The organism is Bacillus bruguierae (genome assembly GCF_037104725.1).
Taxonomy (GTDB): domain Bacteria; phylum Bacillota; class Bacilli; order Bacillales; family Bacillaceae_G; genus Bacillus_A; species Bacillus_A bruguierae.
This window is the reverse complement of record NZ_JBAWSX010000018.1, coordinates 1-22815: the sequence shown is the minus strand read 5'-3', so window position 1 is coordinate 22815 and position 22815 is coordinate 1. Positions and strand designations below refer to the sequence as shown.

The window sequence follows — 22815 nt, the reverse complement described above, 5'->3', positions numbered from 1 at the left end:
TAATTATTTTTATAGGATGAAAAATAAAAAGCATATTTGCTGGTCTAATGTCCAGTAGATATGCTTTTTTACTAGTCTTCAAAATCATTAGGATTGATTGGAATCCGTTCAATAAGCTTACCATCTTCATTAAAAATAATTTGTTCATCTTTTTCACGAATGTAAGGACGAGGCTGTTTATTTTCACGCATTGTTTCTTTAAAAATGTTGTAACACAGATAATCATCGTATCTTTTGAGTACTTTAGCGAGTTTTTCGAGAAAAAACTACCAGATGGGCGTGAAGTCCGATTAAGTCTTGATGGAACTTTTAAAGGGGTTATTGACCAGTAAAAAAGGGGGAGCGTGAGTGGATAATTTAGAGATTATATTAACTGATTTTAATAAGAGAAAAATTGATAAATTAATTTACGAAGAACTTAAATTGTCTATATTAAAAGTTAAATCATCACATTTTTATGATAATGTTTCTGGAAAAGATATGGACTTTTCTCAAGTGAAAAACATAGAAGAGATTTTATCACCAAAAGGTACAGGAAATATATTTTTAGAAGAATTGCAGTTAGGTATTTCATTAAAAAATGTAGTAATAGTTCTCTCGTTTGATGAACAATATGGTGACATTGTATTTAACTTTCCTGAAGATGAAATATTAAAAGATAAGAGATACGATAACAAGTTAAGGTTAAAAGAGCTAGTATATTATCTAGTTGATTTGAAAAAAAGTTATGATATTCCAAAAGTTATAGTTGGTTACGAGCCTGCAACTGATGAAGGTACTTTGTTAATAGAAATTAATAACATGATAACTAATTATGAAAAAGAAATAGAAAAAATATTTTCTTAATTTATGAATCTTAAGGATTTTTTAGGGATGGATTGTTGAGTAAAATCAGCTATTCGTGACATGTAGCGATAACCGTTGCTAGGTTGTGATATTCTCTCAAATTAAAAAGTGCGTACTATCATTTTAAAAAGTATGTCTTATTTCATATTTATTATTTTCAGCATATATTCAAAATAGCAACAGTTACCACCATTCCTATTCTTCAATACCTTATTTCCTCTTTCCTTTTAAAAAGGTACTAATGGCATGCATCAAATTATTAGGAAAGTAAATGAGGTTAAATATGTTGTTGGTTTTAAAAACGGGAAAGTAGGATGATTTTATAAAAAATAGGTGGTATCAAAATGTTTATATGTAATTCGTATATGAAAAGACCTAAAGTAATAATTAGAGATTTAAATAAAGGTCTCGAAAATTATTTTATTCATATTTGCAAGACAGATGAAATGAATAGGATAAAAAAAGATATCGACTTAGATTATTTAGAAGGTGTTATTTACTTAAAATACTTCGATAACATTATAATGGATTTCAGATACTGGGATTTAGTTGACCAATTATGGGCGTATATACTCGATATGATTGAGGAGTTTCTTGTTAATGGTACAGCTGAAACTTATTTTCCAGACCAACCTATTTTGCTTAGTTTCAAGAGTATTTCAAAGGATTACATGCTCTTAAGTATAGATGGGAATGTAAAGAAGAGTTGGACTTTGCCAAAACAAGAGTTTTTAAATACTTTAATTGTTTCTGCAGAAGAGTTTTTTACAGAAATGACAAAAATTTTCTCTTCAGATGTGCAATATGGCTTAGAGTTTGAGAAAATAAAAAGACTAAAAACTAGCATTAATAACGGCTAGTAGTGATGTGAACTTTTTTAGAAGATTCTAGAGTGAACGCAGAGGGAAGCAGAAAAATAGAGGGAGTAAAATTTGAAGATGATGTTATATTATTTGGTCCCGATGTAACTGTTGATGATATTTTATTTCGAGATGTACTAGATATAACACCTGATTGAAATTTAGGCTAGCGTAAACGCTAGCCTTTTCCTTAAAAACACGTTTTTATGCCAGGGAAGAAAGTTCAATGGATTGAAGGGGAAAATGAGGAGCATGAATGAGTAAGCGTCAAATATTCCCCACCTACTATTTATAAATAACCCATAAGATAATCTCCTCACATACTATATGTGGAGGTTTTTTTATGGAAAGACACCGATTAAAGAAAGAATGGGAAACTTATATTCAAGACTATAAAAACAGTGGATTATCAAAAGCTGCCTGGTGTCAAAAACAGAACCTACCGGTTCATCGCCTATATTACTGGCTGCAAAAATTGTCGCCTGAAACGGAAGAGAAAAATGTAAATGAATGTGTGGATTGGCTTTCTATGAATGTCCCTGACGTAGAAGAAAACATACATACTACGATTCGAATTCACATGCAAGAAGCAACCATTGAATTAGATGTTCCTTTTACTCCGCAAGTGCTCTTACAAGTGATACAGGCGGTAAAACAACAATGATGTCAGAAATCGCAATTGAAAAAGTATATCTTGCACAAGGGGCAACAGATTTACGTAAATCAATTGATGGACTAGCGGCTATTGTAAACGAAGAATTTGAGTTAGATCTCTTTTCTTCCTGTTTATTTGTTTTTTGCAATCGCTCGCGCGATAAGCTAAAAATTCTGGTTTGGGAACATAATGGTTTCTGGTTGCACTATCGCAGGTTGGAAAAGGGAACGTTTTACTGGCCAACTGAGCATAGGGGTGTGCCACTTACTATATCAAGACGACAATTGAGATGGCTCCTTGATGGATTTTCTTTTCAACAAAAACAAGGACATCAAGCCGTACATGCAAGAACCATTCTATAAAAATCATATATGTAAAAGGAATTTGGATCATTTTGTCGAATGGATTTATTTATGAAAACGACACTCTCACATTCAAACCAACCCACAATTGAATCACTTCAAGCTCAAGTAGAGGAACTCACGGCAAAAGTGAGATGGTATGAAGAACAATTTCGTCTGAGTCAACAAAAACAGTTTGGTACGTCTAGCGAAAAAACACCTAATAATCAAATTGCTTTAGAACTGTTTAATGAGACTGAGAAAGAAAGTGATTCTGAAACCCCCGAACCAGCTGTTGAAACGATTACCTATCGTCGCAAAAAGAAACGCGGTCATAGGGATGAGTCTGTCCAAAACCTTCCGATTGAAACGGTTGAATATCGTTTACTTGATGAGGAACAGGTTTGTTCGTGTTGTGGTGGTGCTTTGCATGAGATGAGTGTAGAAGTCCGAAAGGAACTGACGATTGTTCCTGCGGAAGTAAAGGTAACAGAACATAAGAGATATGTATACGCTTGTCGTAAGTGTGAATTAGACGAGGTATCCACACCGATTGTAACGGCCAAGATGCCAGCTCCCGTCTTTCCTAAAAGTATCGCTTCTCCATCGATTATGGCCTACATTATGACACAAAAATATGTAGAGGGATTGCCTCTTTATCGTCAGGAAAAACATTTTGAGCGAATGGGGATCTTCTTATCACGACAAACGATGGGAAATTGGTTATTATATGGGGCTAATCGATGGTTAGTAACTCTGTATGAAAGGATGCATGAACATCTACTTACTCGAACCATTCTTCATGCGGACGAAACAACCTTCCAAGTTTTACGCGAACCTGGGCGCGGGCCGCAACAACGAAGTCCTATCTGTGGCTATATCGTACAGGACGAGAGGATACCCCTATTGTCCTCTATGACTATCAACCTACAAGAGCAGGCGAACATCCGAAACGTTTTTTAACTGGTTTTGAAGGATATTTACAGGTAGATGGATATAGTGGGTACCATCAAGTGCCGGAAGTCATCCTTGTCGGATGTTGGGCGCATGCGAGACGAAAGTTTGATGAAGCCTTAAAAGCTTTACCCGAATCACAGAAGGGGAAAAAAGTGAAGGCGAGCGAAGGCTTACACTTCTGTAATCAACTCTATTCGATTGAAAGGAAGCTCAAACATGTCAATCCTACAGAACGATATGAGCAGCGACTTGAAAAAAGCAGGCCCATTCTGGACTTTTTTTCAGCATGGCTTCATGAACAGAAAGATCTTGTTTTACCAAAAAGTGCGCTAGGAAAAGCCATCACTTATTGTTTAAATCAATGGAAGCATCTGAAAACCTTTTTATTAGACGGTCATTTAGAAATTGATAACAATAGAAGTGAACGTTCTATTAAACCGTTTGTAATCGGGAGAAAAAATTGGATGTTCTCAAATACACCGCGAGGTGCTAGAGGAAGTGCAATCATGTATAGTGTGGTGGAAACCGCAAAAGAGAACAATCTAAGTCCCTATCATTATCTTCGTTATTTGTTTGAAACGCTTCCCAACATCAATATAAACAATAAAGAAGGAATTGATAAAGTCTTGCCGTGGTCAAAGGATTTACCATCTAGCTGTAGAGTGCCGAAAAAAAGTGAAGCAAACAAAAAATAACTCCAAAATCAACTTTTATTGTATATTTTGGAGTTACTTGACGTTTACTCTTAAAATGAACAGCTAGGAAAATGATAAAAAAATTCAAGTTATTTTACTTAACGTATATTATGACAGCCATTGGGTTTCTTATCTCTATTTTATATTTAGGACTACAGCATTTCTAGGTAATTATTCATTGTCTTATATTGAAGCAGCTACAATGAGTGTCTTTAGTAATCTATCTACACTTATCACGATTATTGCAGGAGTATTATTCTTACACGAACAAATCGCATACTATCATATCGTCGGAGCTATGATGATCATCTTTATTATAGTCAGCATCAAGTTTGGGGTGAAAAAGGAATTTACAAGAAAGAAAAGAATACATCTATTAGTAAATAAAAAGTGAGGGATATTTCATGCAGCAGACAATGCCTATCGATAATAGTAATAGAGATGAACTACTAAAAGAATTGGATTTACTATTGAATACATCAATATCTTCTAGTCAAGAACTTGAAAATTGGTTAATAAAACAATCGAAAACTTTAAACTCTATCAATGAACAACTCATGCAACATTATATTGCCTTTCAACAAAATACGAATAATATAGCGGCAAAAGAAACTTTTGAATTTGATCAAAAACACGTACAGCCTTTATTAAAACGTTATAAAAATCTATTAGATCAAAAGTATTATGAATCACCCCATCGTTCACAGTTGAACCCTTCTCAATTTGGATTCTTAAATACAAAAATTCGGAATACTAGAGCCCTTTTTAATGAGGAAAATATTAACTTAGAGGTTACGGAAGATGAGCTAATAACAAGATATTTTAAAATCACTGGTAACCTCACTTCTATATGGAATAGCGAAGAAGTAAACCTTTCTGAATTAAGAATTTATCTACAGGATCCAGATCGAAACATTCGTCAAAAGGCGATGACTACTATCTCTGAAAAATTTTTATCTGTGGAAAATGAAATTCAAGAAATCTTAAATCAGTTAATTATACTTCGAACAAAAAAAGCAAAGAACGCTGGTTTTAATAATTATCGTGACTACATGTTTAAAAAATACGAACGCTTTGATTACACTGCTGAGCAATGCCATGAATTCGCTGAATCTATTCGTAAATACGTTGTACCTCTTCAAGAAAAAATTCACAATGAATTACAGAAAAAACTTCAGGTAGATATACTACGTCCATGGGATCTACATGCTGTAACTATAGATTATAAACCTTTACAACCTGTAGAAAATGAAAAAGAATTAATAGAAAAAAGTAAAACACTTTTTTCTGAGATGGATTTAAATTTTTCAGCTCTTCTAGAAAAAATGCATAATCATCTAGATTTAGAAACCAGAAAAGGAAAAGCACCTGGTGGATTCTGTGAATATTTACCTGCGTCTCAGTTATCATTTATTTTTATGAATTTAACAAAAACACAAGATGATATTGTTGTTTTCTTGCATGAGATGGGTCACTGTATTCATCATGATTTAATGAAAGATATTTCAATACATCAATATCAACATTTACCAATGGAGACTGCTGAATTAGCAAGCATGACAATGGAATTATTCACAATGGACAACTGGAATGTTTTCTATAGTAATAAAGAAGATTTCAAACAAGCTAAGCAAGAACAATTAACACAAATTATAGAGTACTTACCAGTCACGCTGATTATTGATCAATTTCAACACTGGTTGTATGAGAAGCCAAATCATACCGCCGAAGAAAGAAATGCTAAGTTTTTAGAACTTACTTCTCGATATAATTCAAATATAGTAAATACCGATGGCTATAAAGATTTGATCGTTGCACAATGGTTATCTGTTCTGCATATTTTCGAAGTACCCTTCTATTATATTGAATACGCAATTGCCCAAATTGGTGCTTTACAAATGTATAAACAATATAAAGAAAATCCTCAGCAAACATTGCAAAATTATAAAAACGCTTTATCTTTAGGTAGTTCTAAATCTGTAAAAGAAGTATACGAAGCCGCTGGAATTCAATTTGATTTTTCTAGTGAAACAATAAAAGAAGTAATAGATTTTGTTGAGGAAGAATTAAAAATGCTAGAAAAAATATAAATCGCTAAGAATGCTTGAACTGTACCCTATAAAATGGACAGTTTAATAAAAAGACCTTTAAAAATTAAGCACTTAAAAGATGGTTTCGGTATTGTACCGGAGCCATTTTTTTGAGTGTCCATTGATAACGATCATAATTATAATCTTGCATATACTCCTCTATTACCTGTCTAAGAGATTGGAACGTTTGACAACACTTATAGTCTAATTCATCTTTCATATGACCAAAAAAAGATTCCATTGGAGCGTTATCTAAGCAGTTTCCTCTACGTGACATAGATTGTCTTATTCCCATCTCCTTTACACGGCGCTGAAATTCTGGATGCGTGTAGTGAGTACCCTGATCAGAATGCAAAAGCGCTTCAGGATGAATGGTATCTCCTAATCTATCTTTTAACTTATCTAATGTTTGATAGACAATATCCATCTGTAAAGAAGGGGAAACATGATAAGCTAAAATTTCTCGTGTCGTACTATCTTTGACACAAGATAAATAAGCTTTCTTTCCTTTTCCATAAAATAAATATGTAATGTCGGTTAACATACTTTTCTCTGGCTCTTCTTGATCAAATTGACGTTGGAGTAGGTTCGGATAAGTTTTGTGTTCTTGCGTCGCTTTTGCGATTTGTTTGTATGGATTCGCGCGACGAATCTGTGTTGTGAGATTGTATTTACGCATAATTCGAAAGATACGTTTGAGATTCATTGTAATTCCCATTGTATTTTCTAGCTTCATTTTGATAAATCGTGCACCACACTTCTTCTTTTTCTGGTTGAAAATCTTTTGAATCAATTCATAATCTTTCTCATCACTTTTAAAATAACTTAAATCAATTTTAAGCTTTATGTCTTCTTCTCTATTTATCTTATTAACAAGAAAATGCTTCGCTTCGAAATGTAAGAGGGTTTCATGGGATATAGTACAATCGCTTCCAGGTTTATGACTAAAGTGATGTTCTCTTTTATTCCCTTTTTTAAAAATTACGTCTTCATGACAGTGTGGACACCTATATTTAATATTTTTATATAGTCTATCTTCAATATGTACGATATTCGTTCCACACAAGGCGAAGTTAAGTTTTACACTCACTTTAAAAATCTTTGGAAATTAGTTTTTAAGAAAAATGAGGAACGAGAACAGAATAACCGGAAGGTTAATTATGATGTTTTGCTTATTATATATAAAAGATATGAAAACATTTTAATTGAATATATGGAAAAAGAGTCAGCATTTTTTAGTAGTTTTCTTGAGGAATATGATATTCAATCTAAATTGATAGATTTCTTATCGCAATACACCGAAGTATATAATCTGTTAAAACCCCATGCACAAGAGGAACTACAAAACCGCGTAAAAGGACAAAAATCTTGGGAAGTTAGAGCGATATTCCTCTCGAATTCGTTAAAAGAACATTTTAAATACGTTGATTCTAGTATTCATTCTTCTAGTTATAAGTTGTATAATCAGCCATATATTCAAATGTACTTGTTAAAAGAACAAGATATAGCACTCTTCAAAGAACAAGCAGAAAAAGAAGGAGTAGTAAGTGAGTTTTATGATTTGATGATTAGCCACTACTATCATAGTGGGGGATTTGATGCAGCTAATTCAACTTTTAATCGATGTATTGAGCCTTTTTATAAGGAATTTAATAAAGACCAATTTGAAGTTTTATTGAAAGAGATAAACTCTAATCCACAATGTTATAATGGAAGACACAGTAGTAGAAATAAAATTTTATTAGAGAAAGCTAAAGAAGTAATGCCTGGTATAGATCTACAGAGTGAATATGCAAATATATTTGGATAATTGCCACCCCTCGAATCTTAGGCTATTTTTCATTTTTGCTAACTAAATCGTATTTAATCTATAGTAGGAGTCCTGACGTCAAAACGCGGATATCGTACAGAATTCCCAAAATGATATGGTGAGGCCTACATGATCTCTGGTGTACTTAATGAACATCCACGTGTCGCCATGGCTTACCGTGATAGCGCCGATCGTGACAAATTCGTAGATTTTTATGACAAGGTAACATCACCCGAAGTCACTCTGGCTCCAGCATCGAAATGGGTTAGATTGCTAAAGGTACCTCTATTGTTTCTCGTAGACGAAGCATACACTTCTCAAACATGCCCTTGTTGCCAAAGAAGAAAGAAAGTGCGGACACGTAACTACGTTTGTGTGTGCGGCTACGAAGAACACTGGGACATTCACGGTGCCCGCAACATTTTGGCAAAAGAACTGTACGGAAAGATGTGTCATATCCCGGAAGAAACGAAGAGAAAGTATTTGTGGATTGCGTAAGCAAAAAGTAGTAGACGGTGTGTTCCCACCCTTCTGCATGTGCAGAAGTTGCTTAGTCAAATGAAGAAAAGGAGTCCCTGCATAGGTGCAGAGAGGAGATGGAAAATCCGCTTCTCATGGGACCTTGTCTTTGTTGATGCTAAGAAATCCCCACTTCAAGCGGAAGCGAGTAAGTGGGGGAGGTTCATAGCGAATTATTTTTGTACTTAAATCACTTAATCTCTAAAATCATTGCTAGATCGATTGCATAATTCGTGCGAGTTCTTTTTCTAAAGCAGCGGGCTCGTTTGCATAATTGTAAATCCCTAAAAACTTCTCTATAGCCTCTGGATGGGAACTGATTAGCTTGTTGACAGCATCCTGTTGTTCAGATATGCGTTCATTCTTCGAAATTTGGCATCCCATGTGAAACCGAACCATAAACTCATCTTCTATTGCCTTTTGATATTCTTCAGACATTTGATTTGATTGATCGGATTGTCCCTTATATTTTGATAGAATATTGGATAATATACGTGCTCCACATATAGCATCATGGATACCCTGCGCCATGCCAGGATCTTTAAAACAAACTGCATCTCCAACCAACGCCCATCCTTTTCCCATTCCTTTATACCAGTAATTATCATATCCGAGAATGCCTTTGACCGGTTCTACTAGTTCTGCATTTTTCAAGCGCGCCCCAATTGTTGTATTCGGAAAGTTATCTGTAAAGAAATTGCGTAGACAGCTTTCCGGATTTAATTTCAACCGTTCTATCAATTCCTTATTTTCTAATGGGAAAATGCCGACAATTACATATAAATCATCATTCGTCGGAAAGAGAATGGCTGTGTTATCTTTTATCTTGTATACTTCAAATTTAGGGACATTATCGTGGCGAAATCCAGAGAAATACCCGAAATAGATGCCGACTGTTGCCGGAATACTTATTTTGAGTTCACTTTTTACCAGCTTGCGAATAATAGAGGATCGGCCGTCTGCCCCGACTACCAGGCGAGCTAAAAATTCTTGTTTCTCGTTGTCGCCGTCTAAACCTTTCACGCCTATCACTGTTTCGTCATCACGGATGACATCCGTCACACGAAATCCTTCTAAAACAGTTACATTCATTTGGGATTTGGCTTGTTCAAGTAGAATATGATCGAGATAAGTTCTTCTAATACAATAACAACTTTCCTCTCCGTAAACCTCAGGGATGAGACCTTCTATCACGGTATCCTCAAATTGAAATTTAATATCCCGTACCGGCGGTGCTTTTGTTTCCAATAACTTGTCCAGGACACCGGTTTCTCGAAGAAGAGCGACAGTATTATTGAAAAAGGTATGGGTTGATAATGTGTCCCTTGGAAAATTCGCTCGGTCCACTAACAACACATGGAAACCTGCCTTAGCAAGATAAATTGCCAAGGTAGAGCCGGCACATCTAGCACCGGTAATGATGACATCATACGTCTTATTCATCGTATCACTCCATTTTCAAGTACAATTATTAACTTGCTTATCCATTAGCAGAGTTCTAAAGTTAATGCCCCTACGAGTTAAAGTAATGGGGAAAATTGATAAGAATGCACTACATACATAAAGTATGGAAGCTAAAACGAAATAAGTACAGAAAATTCCCACCTGCTATACAATTAAAAAGAATTTGTGGTAAAAATCGGAATGATAATTTAAGTATTAAATAAAGGTCCGTTTACTATTATAACTGAATTTCTCCATTTACTTCAAAAACCCGTTCGATAATGGGTATTGTAATCATTTTATTTTCCTTGCTCTTTCTCTTTCCATGAATGAAAGGGACTCAAGTGAAGATCCATATTGATAAAAAGGGTAACATCTATGGCCATTCGGTAAAATAATGGAGGCTATTTATGAAACAAAAAGTTTTAAATACCATTGAAGGACTTTACCATTGTGGTGATTTTGGATATGTTTTGCTTAATTATATTGATACTAATGTTTGGACTAATAAATTCACTCATGAAATTAGGGATATTCACATTGATAATCTGACAGATTTTAATTACTCAAAATGTTTCACACTATATATTCAATCTTCAGTACAACCTAGATTACAAATCGGTACGGATAAGTTTAATTCATATATTAGGGAGAACTTTTATTTAAATGGGTTATTAGTTTACATCTCAGCAATCGCTCCATATGCTGCAATAAAATATATTAAATATGAGTATGTTGAAGGTGATGTTGAAATGCAGGAACAATATGAACCATTCGATGAAACTACAAAACAAATTGGTAATGAGATTTTGAAGTATTTAGAGAATGAAGGCATACAATTACTTGAAAAGAATTTATTAGAAATAAAAATACCTAACATTTCATTAGAACTTAGAGAGGAAAAAGTAACAGTATTTCACTGTTTATTTGAAGACGGTTATTAAAAGATTTGTCATGAAATACTTATAAGATAGGAATAAGTGGGATGTAATTTATATAGAAATATCTTTCTTTACTATTCGTAATTTAACAATAGAAGGTTTAGGTACAGAAAATATCATTGATCATTTTGAAATAAATACGACAGAAGAAGAGAGTTTATTAAAAATTAAGTGTAAGAATCAAATGATAGTTGAATGTTTATTTGAGTGGGCAAGAGTAGAAGGGGTAACCCCAGGTTTAATAAGATTACCATAATTTTGGTGAGAAACAGATACTTTGATTTATAATGCACACCATTCTAAAGGCAGGCTGAGGTCACATTTTAATGTGAGACCTGCAGATAAACATCGAACAGTTAGATTTGAATGTACACAAGAGCATTATCCATTTAATAAATAATGTAGTTTTTAATTCAAATGGTTAGAAATGAATTTTATACGCTCTTATATAAAGAATTTGCTGTTGAATTTCTTGTAACACTAGAGAAAAAGGAGTAAATATATGCGTCCGTTCAAACAAATGAGAATTATATATTTAATAACAGTACCTATTATTGCTATTCTTATGTTTCTTCTTCCACAGTCATTAGGAGACCGTATTCTTGCGTTTTTCTGGATACTTATTTTTGGTGGATTAGCAGTAGGTTTTACTTATTTAATGGAATTTATCGGAAGAAGATTAAAAGGTAAATGAGGTTCACATTCCAATAAAGGAGAAATAATAATGAAGCTAGAAGAATATGAGATATTACCTGATATCCTTTCGGTGGATAAATTAGAACAATATTTTCAAGGTTCTCTTACTGATTTTAGTAAAAAAAATACGGATAAAGAAGTATTCTTACAGATTTTAAGTCAATTAATGGATCGGCAAGTAATGACCTATGAGTTATTGAGAGATGAGATAAGAAATGAAATAGATAATGTACTTTGTGAGTTATGAAATACTGATTCATATGATGATGTGGATATAATCTTATCAATTGTTGTAAACCTTGGATTAAAAAGTTGTTTCCAAAAAATTAAAGATTCCATTAGTCAGGAGCACAATATTGATAACTTGATACTACAGGAAATCCAAGAAACCATCGATGAGGTTGGAGACAACATAGCCAATCCATATCATGACCTTGAAAAATTCAAATAGTGTTAAAGAGTTTATTAGTTAAAACAAGCATTCCTCCAAAAGGGATAGTGTACGGCTACAAATTTGTTAGACACAGTCCAACAAATTGAAGATGCAGTGCAATATTGAAGTGACTCCATAAAGTTGGACAGGTTATTTCGTTAGACTGATTTTTTGACATAAGCTCGGGTATTGCACCGGGCTCATGCCTTTTAGTTTAGCTTTAATTTTTTTTTTGTTGTAGGAATTTATGCGTTTTGCTAGTTTTTGCTTAAGGTGTTTAACATTTTTAAATTCTTTTAGATAAAGAAATTCTAATTTTATGATACTTTTAATAACGGCGTTGTCGTAACAGCTTCCTTTACGAGACATACTCTAACTAGTTGTCAGTATCGCGTAAGGTCTTGTGGAATCTAAAATTAACAATAGAGGTGAAACTAAATGAAATATACTGAAGTAGAGTCTATATTAGCGACTGTTCTAGAAAGAGAAGCAGAAATATTGGATAAACCGACAAATGAAGAGTGGAAAGAATTAAGTGATAAGTTTAATTATTCATTTAGTGATGAATTTAAATGTTTTATTGAATTGATGTCAATATGGTCATTTCCAGGTGATATTTATAATGTGTCAAAAGGTAATACTAATGGAAATGATACAATAGAAGAAGTATATAATCATGAAATGAGTAATAATAATTGGAATTCAAATATGATACCTTTTTATGGTATAGGGAATGGAGATTATTTTTGCTTACATGTACTAGAGTCAAAGGTATATTATTACTATGATGATAAAGGGAAATTCGAGGAATATTGTGATAGCTTTAAGGTATGGATAGAGGATTTGCCAAATTTTTTAGTATAAAATATTAAGTACACAAAAATAAAAATGTGAAGTAATAGAAAGGTAATAAAGAATAATTGAGTCTATATTGAGAATACGGGAAAAGGAAAGTAAATATAGGTTATAAAAATGATAAGAGCTAGTGCTCCAAATAAGGGACATAAGCTCTTTTTCTAATTTTAAAAAATTGAGAGTAAAGGTAATGAATGAAGTAGTGGAAGATTTCAAAATAACCCCAATGGAAGATGGAGAAGTAGTCGAGGTTGGTTATTAAGATATTGTTATTTAAAAAATAGAGACTATTAGCGATTTTTATAAAATAACGCAGAATGTACATTCTGCGTTATAATACTTTAAACTTTAAAGTGCTCTGCTCTTAAAAAACGCCACATCCTGTAATGATTTCTTCTGCACTTAACGATGTGGCTTCTTGAATTGTGATATTATTTTTTTTCATAAAAGATTGTACGGCGTAATAACCTACGGCATAACCCGCGCCAGGTGATAATCCTACTGGTGAATAACCTTCTTTTTTAGCAATTTCATCTCCAAACATGTAACTGCTAACTTCCGCAAATCCTTTTAAATGAAAACCTTCCCGAATGACATGGATTGAATATTCGAGTTCTTCATCAATTGATGTGACCCAAGGGCCTAAATATTCTTCACCATACAACTCAGTAGCAAATGAATCAGCAAGTCCTTCGATAACTAAATATTCACTTAGCGTTACGTCTCCATGATTCCAATCGAAATAGGAAAAACGGAGGTTATGATGAAATTCATGAGCAATGAGCGCTGGTATTCTCGGAATGTTATAATTGTTTGGATGAATGGTTATGGTGACATATCCAGGTATTCCGCCAAAACCGCAGTAACCATTTTGATTTTTTAGCTTTTCAGGATCAGCAATATACATTCCAAACTTTAATTCCTCTGCACGTACTTCCAAGTTAGTAGCTTTTGCAAACGCTATGCATCTGTTTAATGTTTTTTGAGCGATCTCTAGAGCATCTATTGTTTTTAAATCGTGCAATGCTTGTTTTGCTATATCACTTTCTTTTATATCGAGATACCCTAACATTTTCGTTGCCATCATCACATCGTATCCATTTGGCTGCTTTGCTTTAAGTGGCGCATGAATTGTATTCCACATCCCCTCAAAAGGTTTCATCATTGTATACCTAAAGAAATTTTCTCTCTCTTTGAGAGGTAATGAAAGTAAAATTTCGTATTGACTTAAAGTATCTTCCATGTCGATTTTCATTTTAATCACCACTTGTTTATATATTTTTCATTACATTCATAAGGTAGTTTCAGAGTATTTAAATCACAATAATGTCTTATTGCTCTTTCGGACAAACCAGTAGCCTGTTTGACATCTCCTATTGTTACCATTTGAATTCACCTCCTAAAATGAACTTAATCTATCACGTCGCGTTAGGGTCAAGCTGATTATCGATTTTTGATATAAAAAAGAGTCCCTTCTAAGATTGAAAAGGACTCGATAAATGCTTTGATTTTTAAGCTGAGCAATTTCATAATTTTCCTGAATTAGCACGTCAATTTTAGGTGGAACCCAGTGGGATTACATAAGAAAATAGAAAGTGTTGGCGTGAAGACCATTTAAATTGGTATGAATTGAATGATGTAAAGACAGTGCAGCTTGTACCGACAGAGTAAGGAGTAAATTGGGGCATCTTGGAAGGGGAGATTCAGGATATTGGAATAAAATAAGGAGTTAGATAATGATGAGTGAAGAACTAAAAAAGTTAATAAAGAATTATGGTATAGATGTGGAAGATGAATTAGATGTTAGTCCATTTGAATTTGCTTATACATTTAGAACTAGAGAACTTTTAGCGACACAATATGAATTATTAGTAAGTTTGATAACTACAATAAAAAAGTGTACTTTTACCACAATAAATATATATCAAAAGTAATATTAAAGAGGCAAGAGTTTTTGGAAGATGTTACATGATAAAACTGTACAAGAAATTAATCCTGTAGAATAAGGAAAGAGGAATTTATAGTGAGATATGAGGCGTTAGTTAAGGAGATAGACTCATGTATTGAAGAAGAAATTGTAGTGAAAATTAAAGATATTGAATTAACCGGCTTTGCGAATATTTTTCCATATGAGATAAAAATCGGGGGAATCTACCCTGTGGAATTAAGTCTTTGGTTTCTAGATGATTTTGCAATTGATATACAAGATAGTCAAGAAAAGCAAATTACAAAGCTAGGTGATGGCTTTAAATACGAGCTTAAAGGCTTACTTACTTCAGATGGGATGTTTGATATAGGAATACGAATTGAAGATGAGATTTTAGAGGATTATGAATACCTATATGGGAAATATATTAAATTAATAGTTGATAGAATAAATATAGAATTTCTATAATATGTAAAAATGAAATATTATATTTAAAAGCAAAAGGATAAATTATAATGATTTTCGAAAACGTAGTCTTATTGAGAAGAGAAACTCTCTTTAGTGAACTGACAGAAGTGAAAATGGAACGGGTATTTTGAAAATAGAAAGATAACGTCCTTTTTCCAACTAACTAAAAATTGAGGTCTATCATGATTGAATTAATTAATGTTAATGATTTAATAACCCCTGAGCATCTGCCAATAAAAAATCTATTGGACTCTTCTTTAATGTGTAATAGTTTTAAATGGGTGTTAGAGAATATAAGTGATGGAAATGGGTGTGGATTGGATTATTCCGGAGGATTTACCTTTTGGAGTGATTTAGATGACTATGACAAAGCTTTTTACGAAGAAGAGTTCACAGGGGTTGAAGTCGAAATAGCATTGATGGTCGATGGTGATGGGGATGGTAAATTTGATGAAGAACAATATGCAGCATATACTTCACTTATGCAAAACTGGGAACACTTACAACAAAGTTTTTTGCAACCAATATTAGACTATTACAAACAAACGCGACATGAACTAGGTTATGATATTGAATTAAATGAAAATTATCCACTAGTTGAAACGACTGATCAAATACTAGAAATGATAAGTTTAGATGGAATTGTTGTTTCATATGCGGGGATTTTTGAAGGTCGAGATATCGGAATTACATTTAATTGTGCCTGGGACATGGAAAATGGACTAGGGCTTCGTTTATTAAATGAAAAAGTAACTGAAGTAGGTTACCAGGATGTTGCAATTTGAATATGACATTTATAGAAAGATTAATGAATTATGAACATCGGGGAGCACTATAAATCTAGCTTAGAGCTTTCTTTCAAATATGAAGAAAGAGAAGGCATTCTACATAAATTGAGTAAGGCCTAAGAGCTGTTTTTAAAGAGAATCAACAAATACGCTTGATAAATTTAGAAGGCTTATTTCACCTAGTTGACTCATATGTTCACAATAAGGAAATCGTATTGAGGTTTACCTAATTTAGTGAAGTTCAAGAAAAGGCAGCACTAAGGTACTTGAATAAGGTTACTAAAAAATATTCTTTAGGTTCCAAAATATTAGATGGTACTTTTAATCCTAATGTTCTTAAAGGTGAATTAATATTAGAGGTACCAGTTTTATAAATAGTTCTTGATGAAATAACAAAAAATAGGATTATTAGGGGTATTAAGGGGAAGGTGAATAATCGATTATGAAAGTTTATTATTGTGACAAATGGTCCGACATCAAAAAGAAGCCTTGGAACATTTTTGATGACCGTACTGCATATTTGTGCCATCAAGAACATGAACCATATACGGCGGTATTAAGCGAAGATGAAAAACCTAAGTATATTGTAAATGTGACAAATGAATGGGTTTCGGTCGGATTTTATGATGATTTGAATCGTAAGTATTTAAAATATGATTTTAAAGTTATGAGTAAAGGTAAAATTTTTTTAAGAACAGCCATGTATTGGGAATATGATGATGAAACTGACAAGGAGGTAAGTTGTTTAATTTTGGGCTTTCAAGAAGATGGCTATATAGCAATGGAAAAGAGAGATTTTAAGACTGGTTCAGTCGAAGAGCGTGGGACGAGCGATACCCTTGAAAGAAACTGGGACGTATTCCCTGAATTTGGTCAATATATTCATTTGTGCAGAGAGGAAAGATAACGTGTTCGGAGCATTACCCAGTGCCTTATGAGGGGATAAAATTTTTGTTTTGGGGATACTTCAAAATATTAGCTTGACGGGCATGCGGCGAGACCCCTATAAAAAGCACTTATTTCAAGAAAAAAATATAAATATAACAAACCCCACGGAGAACAAGAATGTTCTTTGTGGGGTTTGGTTATTTCAAAGGAGCTTAGGGGAAAGCTCGGTTTGATCCATTTTATTTTTCTAACACATCTGAGCGATTTGTTTTTCACTTCATGAGATGCTTCCACCAAATGCACTTCCGAATTCATAAATTTACTAAGATACAAAAAAATATTTAATATTAAATTCGGTATTACTATTGTATTAGAAAAATAAAATATGCAGTTTAGAGGGTGTTTTGCATATGTATTAGCGATAAATTTATTTTACTTTAAATATCTTTCAAATTGCTTTCGTAAATGTTACAAAAGTCTTTCATTGAATTTAACGGAGTTAAATCAATGTGAATAGGAAATAAGCAATTTTCAGCCTTTAATTCATATTGATCACCTTATATGTAAGAGTCTAAAGTACAAAAAACGTTATCCTTTCTAATCATTTAGCTTGTTTAGAAAGAATAACGTTTTTAACTTTTTAGGATAGTGAATATTTTTAAGTTGATGAGCATGGGGTAGTGACAGGGTTGCTGTCATAAACTGCGAAGTATAATCAAATAAAATTATAAAAAGTACATCGTGTACTTTTGTAAAGGGTTTGTTTTAATTAGATTTCTGTTGTAAAGTTCGAAATGCTAATGCACCTGAAATGATTTGTAAAATCACTGGAAGAGTTAATACAAAAACCGATAACAATAACGATATTACACTTAATACAATCATACAAATACCATAAACTGTATTATTTATTTTATTTACACAACAGGCTAATACTAATAGTCCTATTTGAATGATTAAGGAACTGCTAAAAAGAACGATCATATATTCAAAACCTTCAGAATTATCGTAGGAAAAACTATCTCCAGAATTAATGTAGGAAACACTACCAATTACCATAAGGAAAGAAAGTAGTACTCCAAAGATTCCTCCAATTAAGCCAGTTATAAATTCTGCGGTGCGCTTCAAATTACAATATCCCCCTTCAAAAATAGTATTCAAGTTCATTCTTTTTTACATATATTAACTATAACTTTATAATATCAAAATATTGTAAATTAATCTATTGAAATGTTTGTTGTTAATAATTTCAATATACAACATATATCATTTGTTTCTAACTATACTGATCTGCGCTTTTTTCTTCGTTCGAATTAATGTACCCTTGCTAATTCCTGTTATCCCTTCAACTTATTTATCCCGCTATTCGTGGGCAGTAATACTCCCACCTCAAAATTCAGCTGTTGATGTATCCTCAACTAAACCCATATTGAGTATATGAACCTTTACACCCTAAACAGAGAGTCGAAACTATGGGGTTATGAACTCCTTTTTAGAAATCTTTGAAAAATGTTTATCGATAACTTAGTTCTACAGGTATCCCAGCTGAATACCCAAAAGAGAAAATATAATGAATATAAATCTCATGAAAGAACTCTTCATTGTCTTTTCATAAACTTAAAAATTAAACAATCTAATTCTTGGCTTAATGTAAGTACTTTTTTATGATTGATACCATATTTGAGAGCGAGTTGAACTAATTCACTCTTTTTATCTTCTATCACACTATGTAGCTTTGTTAATCCCATCTAAAATCTCCTTTGTACCTATTGCATTAATCGAGAAAATATTCAAATAAAAAACAAGACTGATAATGACAGTCTTGCCTTAAAAACACATATACAAAAAATAACACTAATAAAGAGAATACAATACAAATTCAATTTTTTAAAGGGGAATTATTATATTCACTAGCAATTCCTAAAAACGATCCAATTTTAGAAGATACTAAATTGAAAAAAGAATTAAATTGGAAATTAATTGATTCAAATTCAGGTTATCATTGGAGCAAAGCGGTTACAAGTGGTATTTCGCATAATGTAACTGTAGGGTTATCTTATACTATTGGGATGGAAGTAGGTCTTGTGAGGGGGGTGCAACAGTAAATCAATTATTAACTGCAAGTTTTGGTTATGGTATTACTTTAAATTCAGAAAGTACAGTTACAAAAACATTTGACCTTAATCCAAAGACTGATTATGCATATGATCAATATAGAACAGCGCTTGTCCATGAGAGGAAAAATTCTCCGTTCTGTTCGTCCATCTACGGTGGAATTGAATTTTGCACATAGTAAAGAACTCCACGGTTTGTGCTATGCGCCATACTGCGGGGTTCAAAAGGTTAAAGTACAAGTTTTGATGACTGCCATCATACAAAGCTTAAAAAAGTGGACCAAACTTCGCTCACTTAAGCAAGTTGTTTTACACCTAACACATCAAATTATAGAGGGAACTACTTTATAAAACAAATAGAAATCAAAAAATGCCAAAAAAATTTGGCATTTTCTTTGACATAATCTTTTTTCAACAAAGTAGAAAAGGTGCTTTATAGCACCTCGTATTCCTATAGTTTTATCATTTTGCAATCCTATATGGTCCTCAAGCAGAGTGTTAGACACTTAATTATGCGAGTAGTAACCACTCACCGACACCAAACGGTAACCTTTGGCAACTAGTTCATTGAACGTCTGTTGGTACTGAGCAGATGTTAACCCATGCCGAGCCTGCCATGCAGGACCACCACGTTTTTCCCAAATTGCCGCGAAACGATCTATACCATTACTACCATAGCCGCTTACTTGTATCAGCCGATAGCCTTGCGCAACCAATTCATTGAACGTTCGCTGATATTGATCTGCTGTCAGACCATGTCTGGCTTGCCATGCAGGACCACCACGTTTCTCCCAAATCGCAGCATAACGATCCTGACCATCATTTGTGTGACCACTAACGTGGATAAGCCGATAGCCTTGTGCAATCAGTTCATTGAACGTTTGCTGATATTGATCTGCTGTCAAACCATGTCTGGCTTGCCACTCTGGGCCATTCCCTTTCTCCCAAATCGCAGCATAGCGATCTTGCCCACCACTTCCGTAACCGCTCACGCGTATTAAACGATAACCTTGCGCAACCAGTTCGTTGAACGTCTGTTGATACTGAGCAGACGTTAATCCATGCCGAGCCTGCCATGCAGGACCACCACGTTTCTCCCAAATCGCAGCATAATAATCCTGCCCGTGCACAGTGTAGCCGCTTATATAAGTCAAACGATAGCCTTGGGCAACTAGTTCGTTGAATGTCCGCTGATATTGATCTGCTGTCAGACCATGTCTAGCTTGCCAGTCTGGACCACTCTGTTGCTCCCAAATCGCAGCGTACAGTACCTTACTCGCCTGACGAAGATTTTCGTAATAATATTCTCCTTCATATGAAGGAAATGGAGAACTTAGGTAATTACGATAATCTTGATAAGGTGAATAAGTATGATAAATATCCATTGGATAAATTACTCTAGCTCCATGGTAGGGAGGATAATATAAGTAAGGATAGGCTTGATAATACGGAACACAAGTAAAGTAACTCAACTCATCACATCCTTTCATCATAAGGATATGATGGTATAACTTGGTTTGTGTCAGAAGGGACTCTGTCACGAAAATAATTTGGAAAGAAAATAGAGCCTATATTACTTACTCATTTGCAATTTATGATGGCTTTTTAAACACCTTATATATTTTTCTCTTTCCCAATAACCCACTTCATCACTATCGAACTATCAGAAGCAATTAGCTCCAGAACAATGCATTTCTTAAGTTGCTGGATGGGGGATGAGACCCCAAGATTAAAAGTATTTAGAGATAAGGAAACTGTATCAACTTCATTTGTACATAACTGGTTTCTTTATTTTAAGAGATAAACAAAGTAGGTGATGAGTGTTTTCATGGTATGATGTATAGGTACCAATTTTTGAACAAGGAATTTTTTATGAAAAAACATATTGAAGCATTGATTGACAAGTATAAATTAACACATCGCCGCTTTGAGAATGTGTGTTGTATGTTGCAGTCCTATTAGGCGAAATAAATCATCTATATAAATTGAAAAACCACATAAAATTTTCTTTTTAGATAGGATAGGCATTGTGTTTTTGGTTCTGCATAGCGATATGTTGGAAAATCAAAGTGGATTTATATTAGTGGGGAGAATCGTATGGGGAAATATTATATTTATGAATCAAAGCTAAAAGTAGTCGGATTATTTTTTTTGATTTTGGTAATTGAAGCGATGTTTCTCTTTTTTGTTACGTATGCATTTTCATCTGAGGAGCCTAATTTTATAGTTGGATTTTTATTTGGAGCTCTTGCATTAGTTGTACTAATTGCTCTTTGGAAGGTTATTCAAAAAATTATTGCAAGAAAACCAGCCGTCATTTTAGAGCCAGAATATATTACAATTACTAATAATCCAAAATATCCTGTAAAAATTGCTTTGGAGGATGTATACGGTGTTTTACCTTATACAATCCAAGGGCAAAGGTATTTAGGAATTGTGATGGAAGATGATGTTGAAGAGCGATATATCTCCTCTATACCATCAAAAGGACAACGGCTGTATCGAGTTAATAAACGTGCTGGATTTATACCATTTAATATTCATATGAATTTATTGAAAATCGATGGAGAAGCATTACTTGCGAAGTTAGAAGAGTATGATATAAGCTTTTTAATTCCAGAAGATGAAGCGAAATAATATAACAGAAGAATTGATTTAGGTATAAGGAAAAAAGAACATCTCGATGAAAAGAGATGTTCTTTTTTCCTTATTTTGTTCTGCCGTTTTCTCTATTGATGGGCATGGGGTGCCGACATATGACCATCAAGCTAAGATTTTGAAATATCCACAAAACAAAGATTTTATCTCTTTATAGTTGTCCGTAGGAATTGATATCATTTTTTCTGCTTTGAGGAACAATGCATTTCTTAAGTTGATGGCAATGCGGCTGTACCCCTTATTAACAATGCAAAGGGAACCTGTTATATTCTTATATGCAATATTGCATACAAGAATGTATTGATAAAAATGTAAGCGCTTACTATAATAAGAGCATAAAGATAAATCACATCTGAGCAACAACAACCAGAGGAGGAAATCATATGACAATCGCAATGGCAATTTTAAAATTTGTAGGTGGAGTACTTCCATTCGTTCAAGAACTTTTAAAAGCATTTATGTAAGTTTACTATTTAGCAATTATTTATAGATAATTATCATACCTTAATACGAAAAAAGGGAAGGGGTTGATTTTTTTGAAAATCAAGAAAAATACTAAGGGAATAAAATTACTAGCATGTTTATCAATTGGCTTATGCACTTTTAATTATTCTTCTATTTCTTTCGCTGAAACACCTAAAAATAATTCAGCTGATCAGGCAAAAAAAGCAATTAACATTGATACTGGTATAGCAAATCTAAAATATAATAATCAAGAGGTTCTAGCAGTAAATGGTGATAAAGTAGAGAGTTTTGTTCCGAAAGAAAGTACAAATTCAAATGGTAAATTTGTAGTGGTTGAACGTGAGAAAAAATCACTTACAACTTCAC

The 22815-nt window shown here is 33.4% G+C and carries 26 protein-coding genes and 8 pseudogenes; 26 read left to right on the top strand and 8 right to left on the bottom strand.

The features are described 5' to 3' along the window. The first annotated feature begins 348 nt into the window (after positions 1 to 348). From WAZ07_RS21785 to WAZ07_RS21750, 8 genes and pseudogenes are all read left to right on the top strand, one after another. Positions 349 to 846: a hypothetical protein gene (locus WAZ07_RS21785; protein WP_336474119.1), complete on the top strand. Its 498-nt coding sequence runs from the start codon at positions 349 to 351 to the stop codon at positions 844 to 846. 344 nt (positions 847 to 1190) lie between these two features. Continuing rightward, positions 1191 to 1706, top strand: coding sequence for a hypothetical protein (locus tag WAZ07_RS21780; RefSeq protein WP_336474118.1), 516 nt, complete (start codon positions 1191 to 1193; stop codon positions 1704 to 1706). A gap of 32 nt (positions 1707 to 1738) precedes the next feature. Continuing rightward, entirely contained in the window at positions 1739 to 1864 is a 126-nt protein-coding gene (locus tag WAZ07_RS21775) for a hypothetical protein (protein ID WP_336474117.1), read from the top strand. A 185-nt stretch (positions 1865 to 2049) separates the two neighbouring features. Further along, positions 2050 to 2370 (top strand): IS66 family insertion sequence element accessory protein TnpA, encoded by a 321-nt coding sequence (gene tnpA, locus WAZ07_RS21770; RefSeq protein WP_336474116.1) that lies wholly within the window; start codon positions 2050 to 2052, stop codon positions 2368 to 2370. Next, entirely contained in the window at positions 2367 to 2723 is a 357-nt protein-coding gene (gene tnpB / locus WAZ07_RS21765; RefSeq protein ID WP_336474115.1) for an IS66 family insertion sequence element accessory protein TnpB, read from the top strand. The genes tnpA and tnpB overlap by 4 nt, the downstream gene beginning before the upstream one ends. A 39-nt stretch (positions 2724 to 2762) precedes the next feature. Continuing rightward, a pseudogene (tnpC, locus tag WAZ07_RS21760) lies at positions 2763 to 4354 on the top strand (IS66 family transposase). Between the two features lie 62 nt (positions 4355 to 4416). Then, positions 4417 to 4741, top strand: a pseudogene (locus WAZ07_RS21755) (EamA family transporter); the annotation flags it as partial. A gap of 17 nt (positions 4742 to 4758) precedes the next feature. Then, complete coding sequence (locus WAZ07_RS21750) at positions 4759 to 6444, top strand: M3 family oligoendopeptidase (RefSeq protein WP_336474114.1); 1686 nt, start codon at positions 4759 to 4761, stop codon at positions 6442 to 6444. 64 nt (positions 6445 to 6508) lie between these two features. Here WAZ07_RS21750 and WAZ07_RS21745 read toward each other — a convergent pair whose 3' ends face one another. Beyond that, positions 6509 to 7534: an IS3 family transposase gene (locus WAZ07_RS21745; RefSeq protein ID WP_336474113.1), complete on the bottom strand. Its 1026-nt coding sequence runs from the start codon at positions 7532 to 7534 to the stop codon at positions 6509 to 6511. Here WAZ07_RS21745 and WAZ07_RS21740 point away from each other — a divergent pair. The 3 genes and pseudogenes from WAZ07_RS21740 (at position 7487) to WAZ07_RS21730 (ending at position 8752) form a co-directional block, all read left to right on the top strand. Next, positions 7487 to 8254 carry a hypothetical protein gene (locus WAZ07_RS21740; RefSeq protein WP_336474112.1) on the top strand — a complete coding sequence of 256 codons (768 nt, stop codon included), beginning with the start codon at positions 7487 to 7489 and terminating at the stop codon, positions 8252 to 8254. The genes WAZ07_RS21745 and WAZ07_RS21740 overlap by 48 nt on opposite strands. Positions 8255 to 8380: 126 nt before the next feature. Then, a pseudogene (locus WAZ07_RS21735) lies at positions 8381 to 8515 on the top strand (nucleoid-structuring protein H-NS); the annotation flags it as partial. 9 nt (positions 8516 to 8524) lie between these two features. Next, positions 8525 to 8752 (top strand): zinc ribbon domain-containing protein, encoded by a 228-nt coding sequence (locus WAZ07_RS21730; protein WP_098088251.1) that lies wholly within the window; start codon positions 8525 to 8527, stop codon positions 8750 to 8752. Positions 8753 to 8986: 234 nt separating this feature from the next. Here the strand turns inward: WAZ07_RS21730 and WAZ07_RS21725 are convergent, their stop codons facing one another. Next, positions 8987 to 10216, bottom strand: coding sequence for an NAD(P)/FAD-dependent oxidoreductase (locus WAZ07_RS21725; protein WP_001044754.1), 1230 nt, complete (start codon positions 10214 to 10216; stop codon positions 8987 to 8989). Between the two features lie 410 nt (positions 10217 to 10626). Between WAZ07_RS21725 and WAZ07_RS21720 the strand changes: the two genes are divergently transcribed. The 5 genes and pseudogenes from WAZ07_RS21720 (at position 10627) to WAZ07_RS21705 (ending at position 12100) form a co-directional block, all read left to right on the top strand. Then, positions 10627 to 11160, top strand: coding sequence for a hypothetical protein (locus WAZ07_RS21720; RefSeq protein WP_336474111.1), 534 nt, complete (start codon positions 10627 to 10629; stop codon positions 11158 to 11160). Between the two features lie 31 nt (positions 11161 to 11191). Continuing rightward, positions 11192 to 11413: pseudogene (locus WAZ07_RS21715) on the top strand (Imm50 family immunity protein); the annotation flags it as partial. Between the two features lie 21 nt (positions 11414 to 11434). Next, on the top strand, positions 11435 to 11557 hold the full coding sequence (locus WAZ07_RS26325; RefSeq protein ID WP_396550444.1) for an HNH/endonuclease VII fold putative polymorphic toxin: 123 nt from the start codon (positions 11435 to 11437) through the stop codon (positions 11555 to 11557). A gap of 102 nt (positions 11558 to 11659) precedes the next feature. Further along, on the top strand, positions 11660 to 11851 hold the full coding sequence (locus WAZ07_RS21710; protein WP_090919833.1) for a hypothetical protein: 192 nt from the start codon (positions 11660 to 11662) through the stop codon (positions 11849 to 11851). A gap of 30 nt (positions 11852 to 11881) precedes the next feature. Further along, positions 11882 to 12100: a hypothetical protein gene (locus WAZ07_RS21705; protein ID WP_336474110.1), complete on the top strand. Its 219-nt coding sequence runs from the start codon at positions 11882 to 11884 to the stop codon at positions 12098 to 12100. Positions 12101 to 12436: 336 nt separating this feature from the next. On the opposite strand, the pseudogene WAZ07_RS21700 reads toward WAZ07_RS21705, so the two are convergent. After that, positions 12437 to 12658: pseudogene (locus tag WAZ07_RS21700) on the bottom strand (IS3 family transposase); the annotation flags it as partial. A gap of 66 nt (positions 12659 to 12724) precedes the next feature. Here WAZ07_RS21700 and WAZ07_RS21695 point away from each other — a divergent pair. After that, complete coding sequence (locus tag WAZ07_RS21695) at positions 12725 to 13150, top strand: SMI1/KNR4 family protein (RefSeq protein WP_336474109.1); 426 nt, start codon at positions 12725 to 12727, stop codon at positions 13148 to 13150. Between the two features lie 355 nt (positions 13151 to 13505). Here WAZ07_RS21695 and WAZ07_RS21690 read toward each other — a convergent pair whose 3' ends face one another. After that, on the bottom strand, positions 13506 to 14396 hold the full coding sequence (locus WAZ07_RS21690) for a DUF2268 domain-containing putative Zn-dependent protease (protein ID WP_336474108.1): 891 nt from the start codon (positions 14394 to 14396) through the stop codon (positions 13506 to 13508). 5 nt (positions 14397 to 14401) lie between these two features. Beyond that, on the bottom strand, positions 14402 to 14527 hold the full coding sequence (locus WAZ07_RS21685; RefSeq protein WP_336474107.1) for a hypothetical protein: 126 nt from the start codon (positions 14525 to 14527) through the stop codon (positions 14402 to 14404). A gap of 350 nt (positions 14528 to 14877) precedes the next feature. Between WAZ07_RS21685 and WAZ07_RS21680 the strand changes: the two genes are divergently transcribed. From WAZ07_RS21680 to WAZ07_RS21665, 4 genes and pseudogenes are all read left to right on the top strand, one after another. Continuing rightward, a complete protein-coding gene (locus WAZ07_RS21680) occupies positions 14878 to 15075 on the top strand; it encodes a hypothetical protein (RefSeq protein WP_336474106.1) in 198 nt (65 codons plus the stop codon). Positions 15076 to 15164: 89 nt separating this feature from the next. Next, positions 15165 to 15536 (top strand): hypothetical protein, encoded by a 372-nt coding sequence (locus WAZ07_RS21675; RefSeq protein ID WP_336474105.1) that lies wholly within the window; start codon positions 15165 to 15167, stop codon positions 15534 to 15536. Positions 15537 to 15922: 386 nt separating this feature from the next. Further along, positions 15923 to 16321, top strand: a pseudogene (locus WAZ07_RS21670) (DUF6985 domain-containing protein); the annotation flags it as partial. A gap of 445 nt (positions 16322 to 16766) precedes the next feature. Continuing rightward, a complete protein-coding gene (locus WAZ07_RS21665) occupies positions 16767 to 17231 on the top strand; it encodes a hypothetical protein (protein WP_336474104.1) in 465 nt (154 codons plus the stop codon). 746 nt (positions 17232 to 17977) lie between these two features. Here WAZ07_RS21665 and WAZ07_RS21660 read toward each other — a convergent pair. Both WAZ07_RS21660 and WAZ07_RS21655 read right to left on the bottom strand, forming a co-directional pair. Continuing rightward, the gene (locus WAZ07_RS21660) at positions 17978 to 18340 is read right to left on the bottom strand and encodes a DUF4064 domain-containing protein (protein ID WP_336474103.1); all 363 of its coding nucleotides are present in this window, start codon (positions 18338 to 18340) and stop codon (positions 17978 to 17980) included. 470 nt (positions 18341 to 18810) lie between these two features. Continuing rightward, positions 18811 to 18960 carry an aspartyl-phosphate phosphatase Spo0E family protein gene (locus WAZ07_RS21655; RefSeq protein ID WP_336474102.1) on the bottom strand — a complete coding sequence of 50 codons (150 nt, stop codon included), beginning with the start codon at positions 18958 to 18960 and terminating at the stop codon, positions 18811 to 18813. 141 nt (positions 18961 to 19101) lie between these two features. Between WAZ07_RS21655 and WAZ07_RS21650 the strand changes: the two are divergent. Both WAZ07_RS21650 and WAZ07_RS21645 read left to right on the top strand, forming a co-directional pair. Beyond that, positions 19102 to 19448 (top strand): annotated as a pseudogene (locus WAZ07_RS21650) (hypothetical protein); the annotation flags it as partial. Next, positions 19411 to 19677: a transposase gene (locus WAZ07_RS21645; RefSeq protein ID WP_336474101.1), complete on the top strand. Its 267-nt coding sequence runs from the start codon at positions 19411 to 19413 to the stop codon at positions 19675 to 19677. The pseudogene WAZ07_RS21650 and the gene WAZ07_RS21645, both read left to right, overlap by 38 nt. Positions 19678 to 19832: 155 nt before the next feature. Here the strand turns inward: WAZ07_RS21645 and WAZ07_RS21640 are convergent, their stop codons facing one another. Then, positions 19833 to 20798: a hypothetical protein gene (locus WAZ07_RS21640; RefSeq protein WP_336474100.1), complete on the bottom strand. Its 966-nt coding sequence runs from the start codon at positions 20796 to 20798 to the stop codon at positions 19833 to 19835. A gap of 625 nt (positions 20799 to 21423) precedes the next feature. Between WAZ07_RS21640 and WAZ07_RS21635 the strand changes: the two genes are divergently transcribed. From WAZ07_RS21635 to WAZ07_RS21625, 3 genes and pseudogenes are all read left to right on the top strand, one after another. Next, positions 21424 to 21963: an STM3941 family protein gene (locus tag WAZ07_RS21635; protein WP_336474099.1), complete on the top strand. Its 540-nt coding sequence runs from the start codon at positions 21424 to 21426 to the stop codon at positions 21961 to 21963. Between the two features lie 296 nt (positions 21964 to 22259). After that, positions 22260 to 22448 (top strand): annotated as a pseudogene (locus tag WAZ07_RS21630) (hypothetical protein). A gap of 63 nt (positions 22449 to 22511) precedes the next feature. Beyond that, a partial coding sequence (locus tag WAZ07_RS21625; protein WP_336474098.1) for a thiol-activated cytolysin family protein occupies positions 22512 to 22815 on the top strand: 304 nt, incomplete at its 3' end.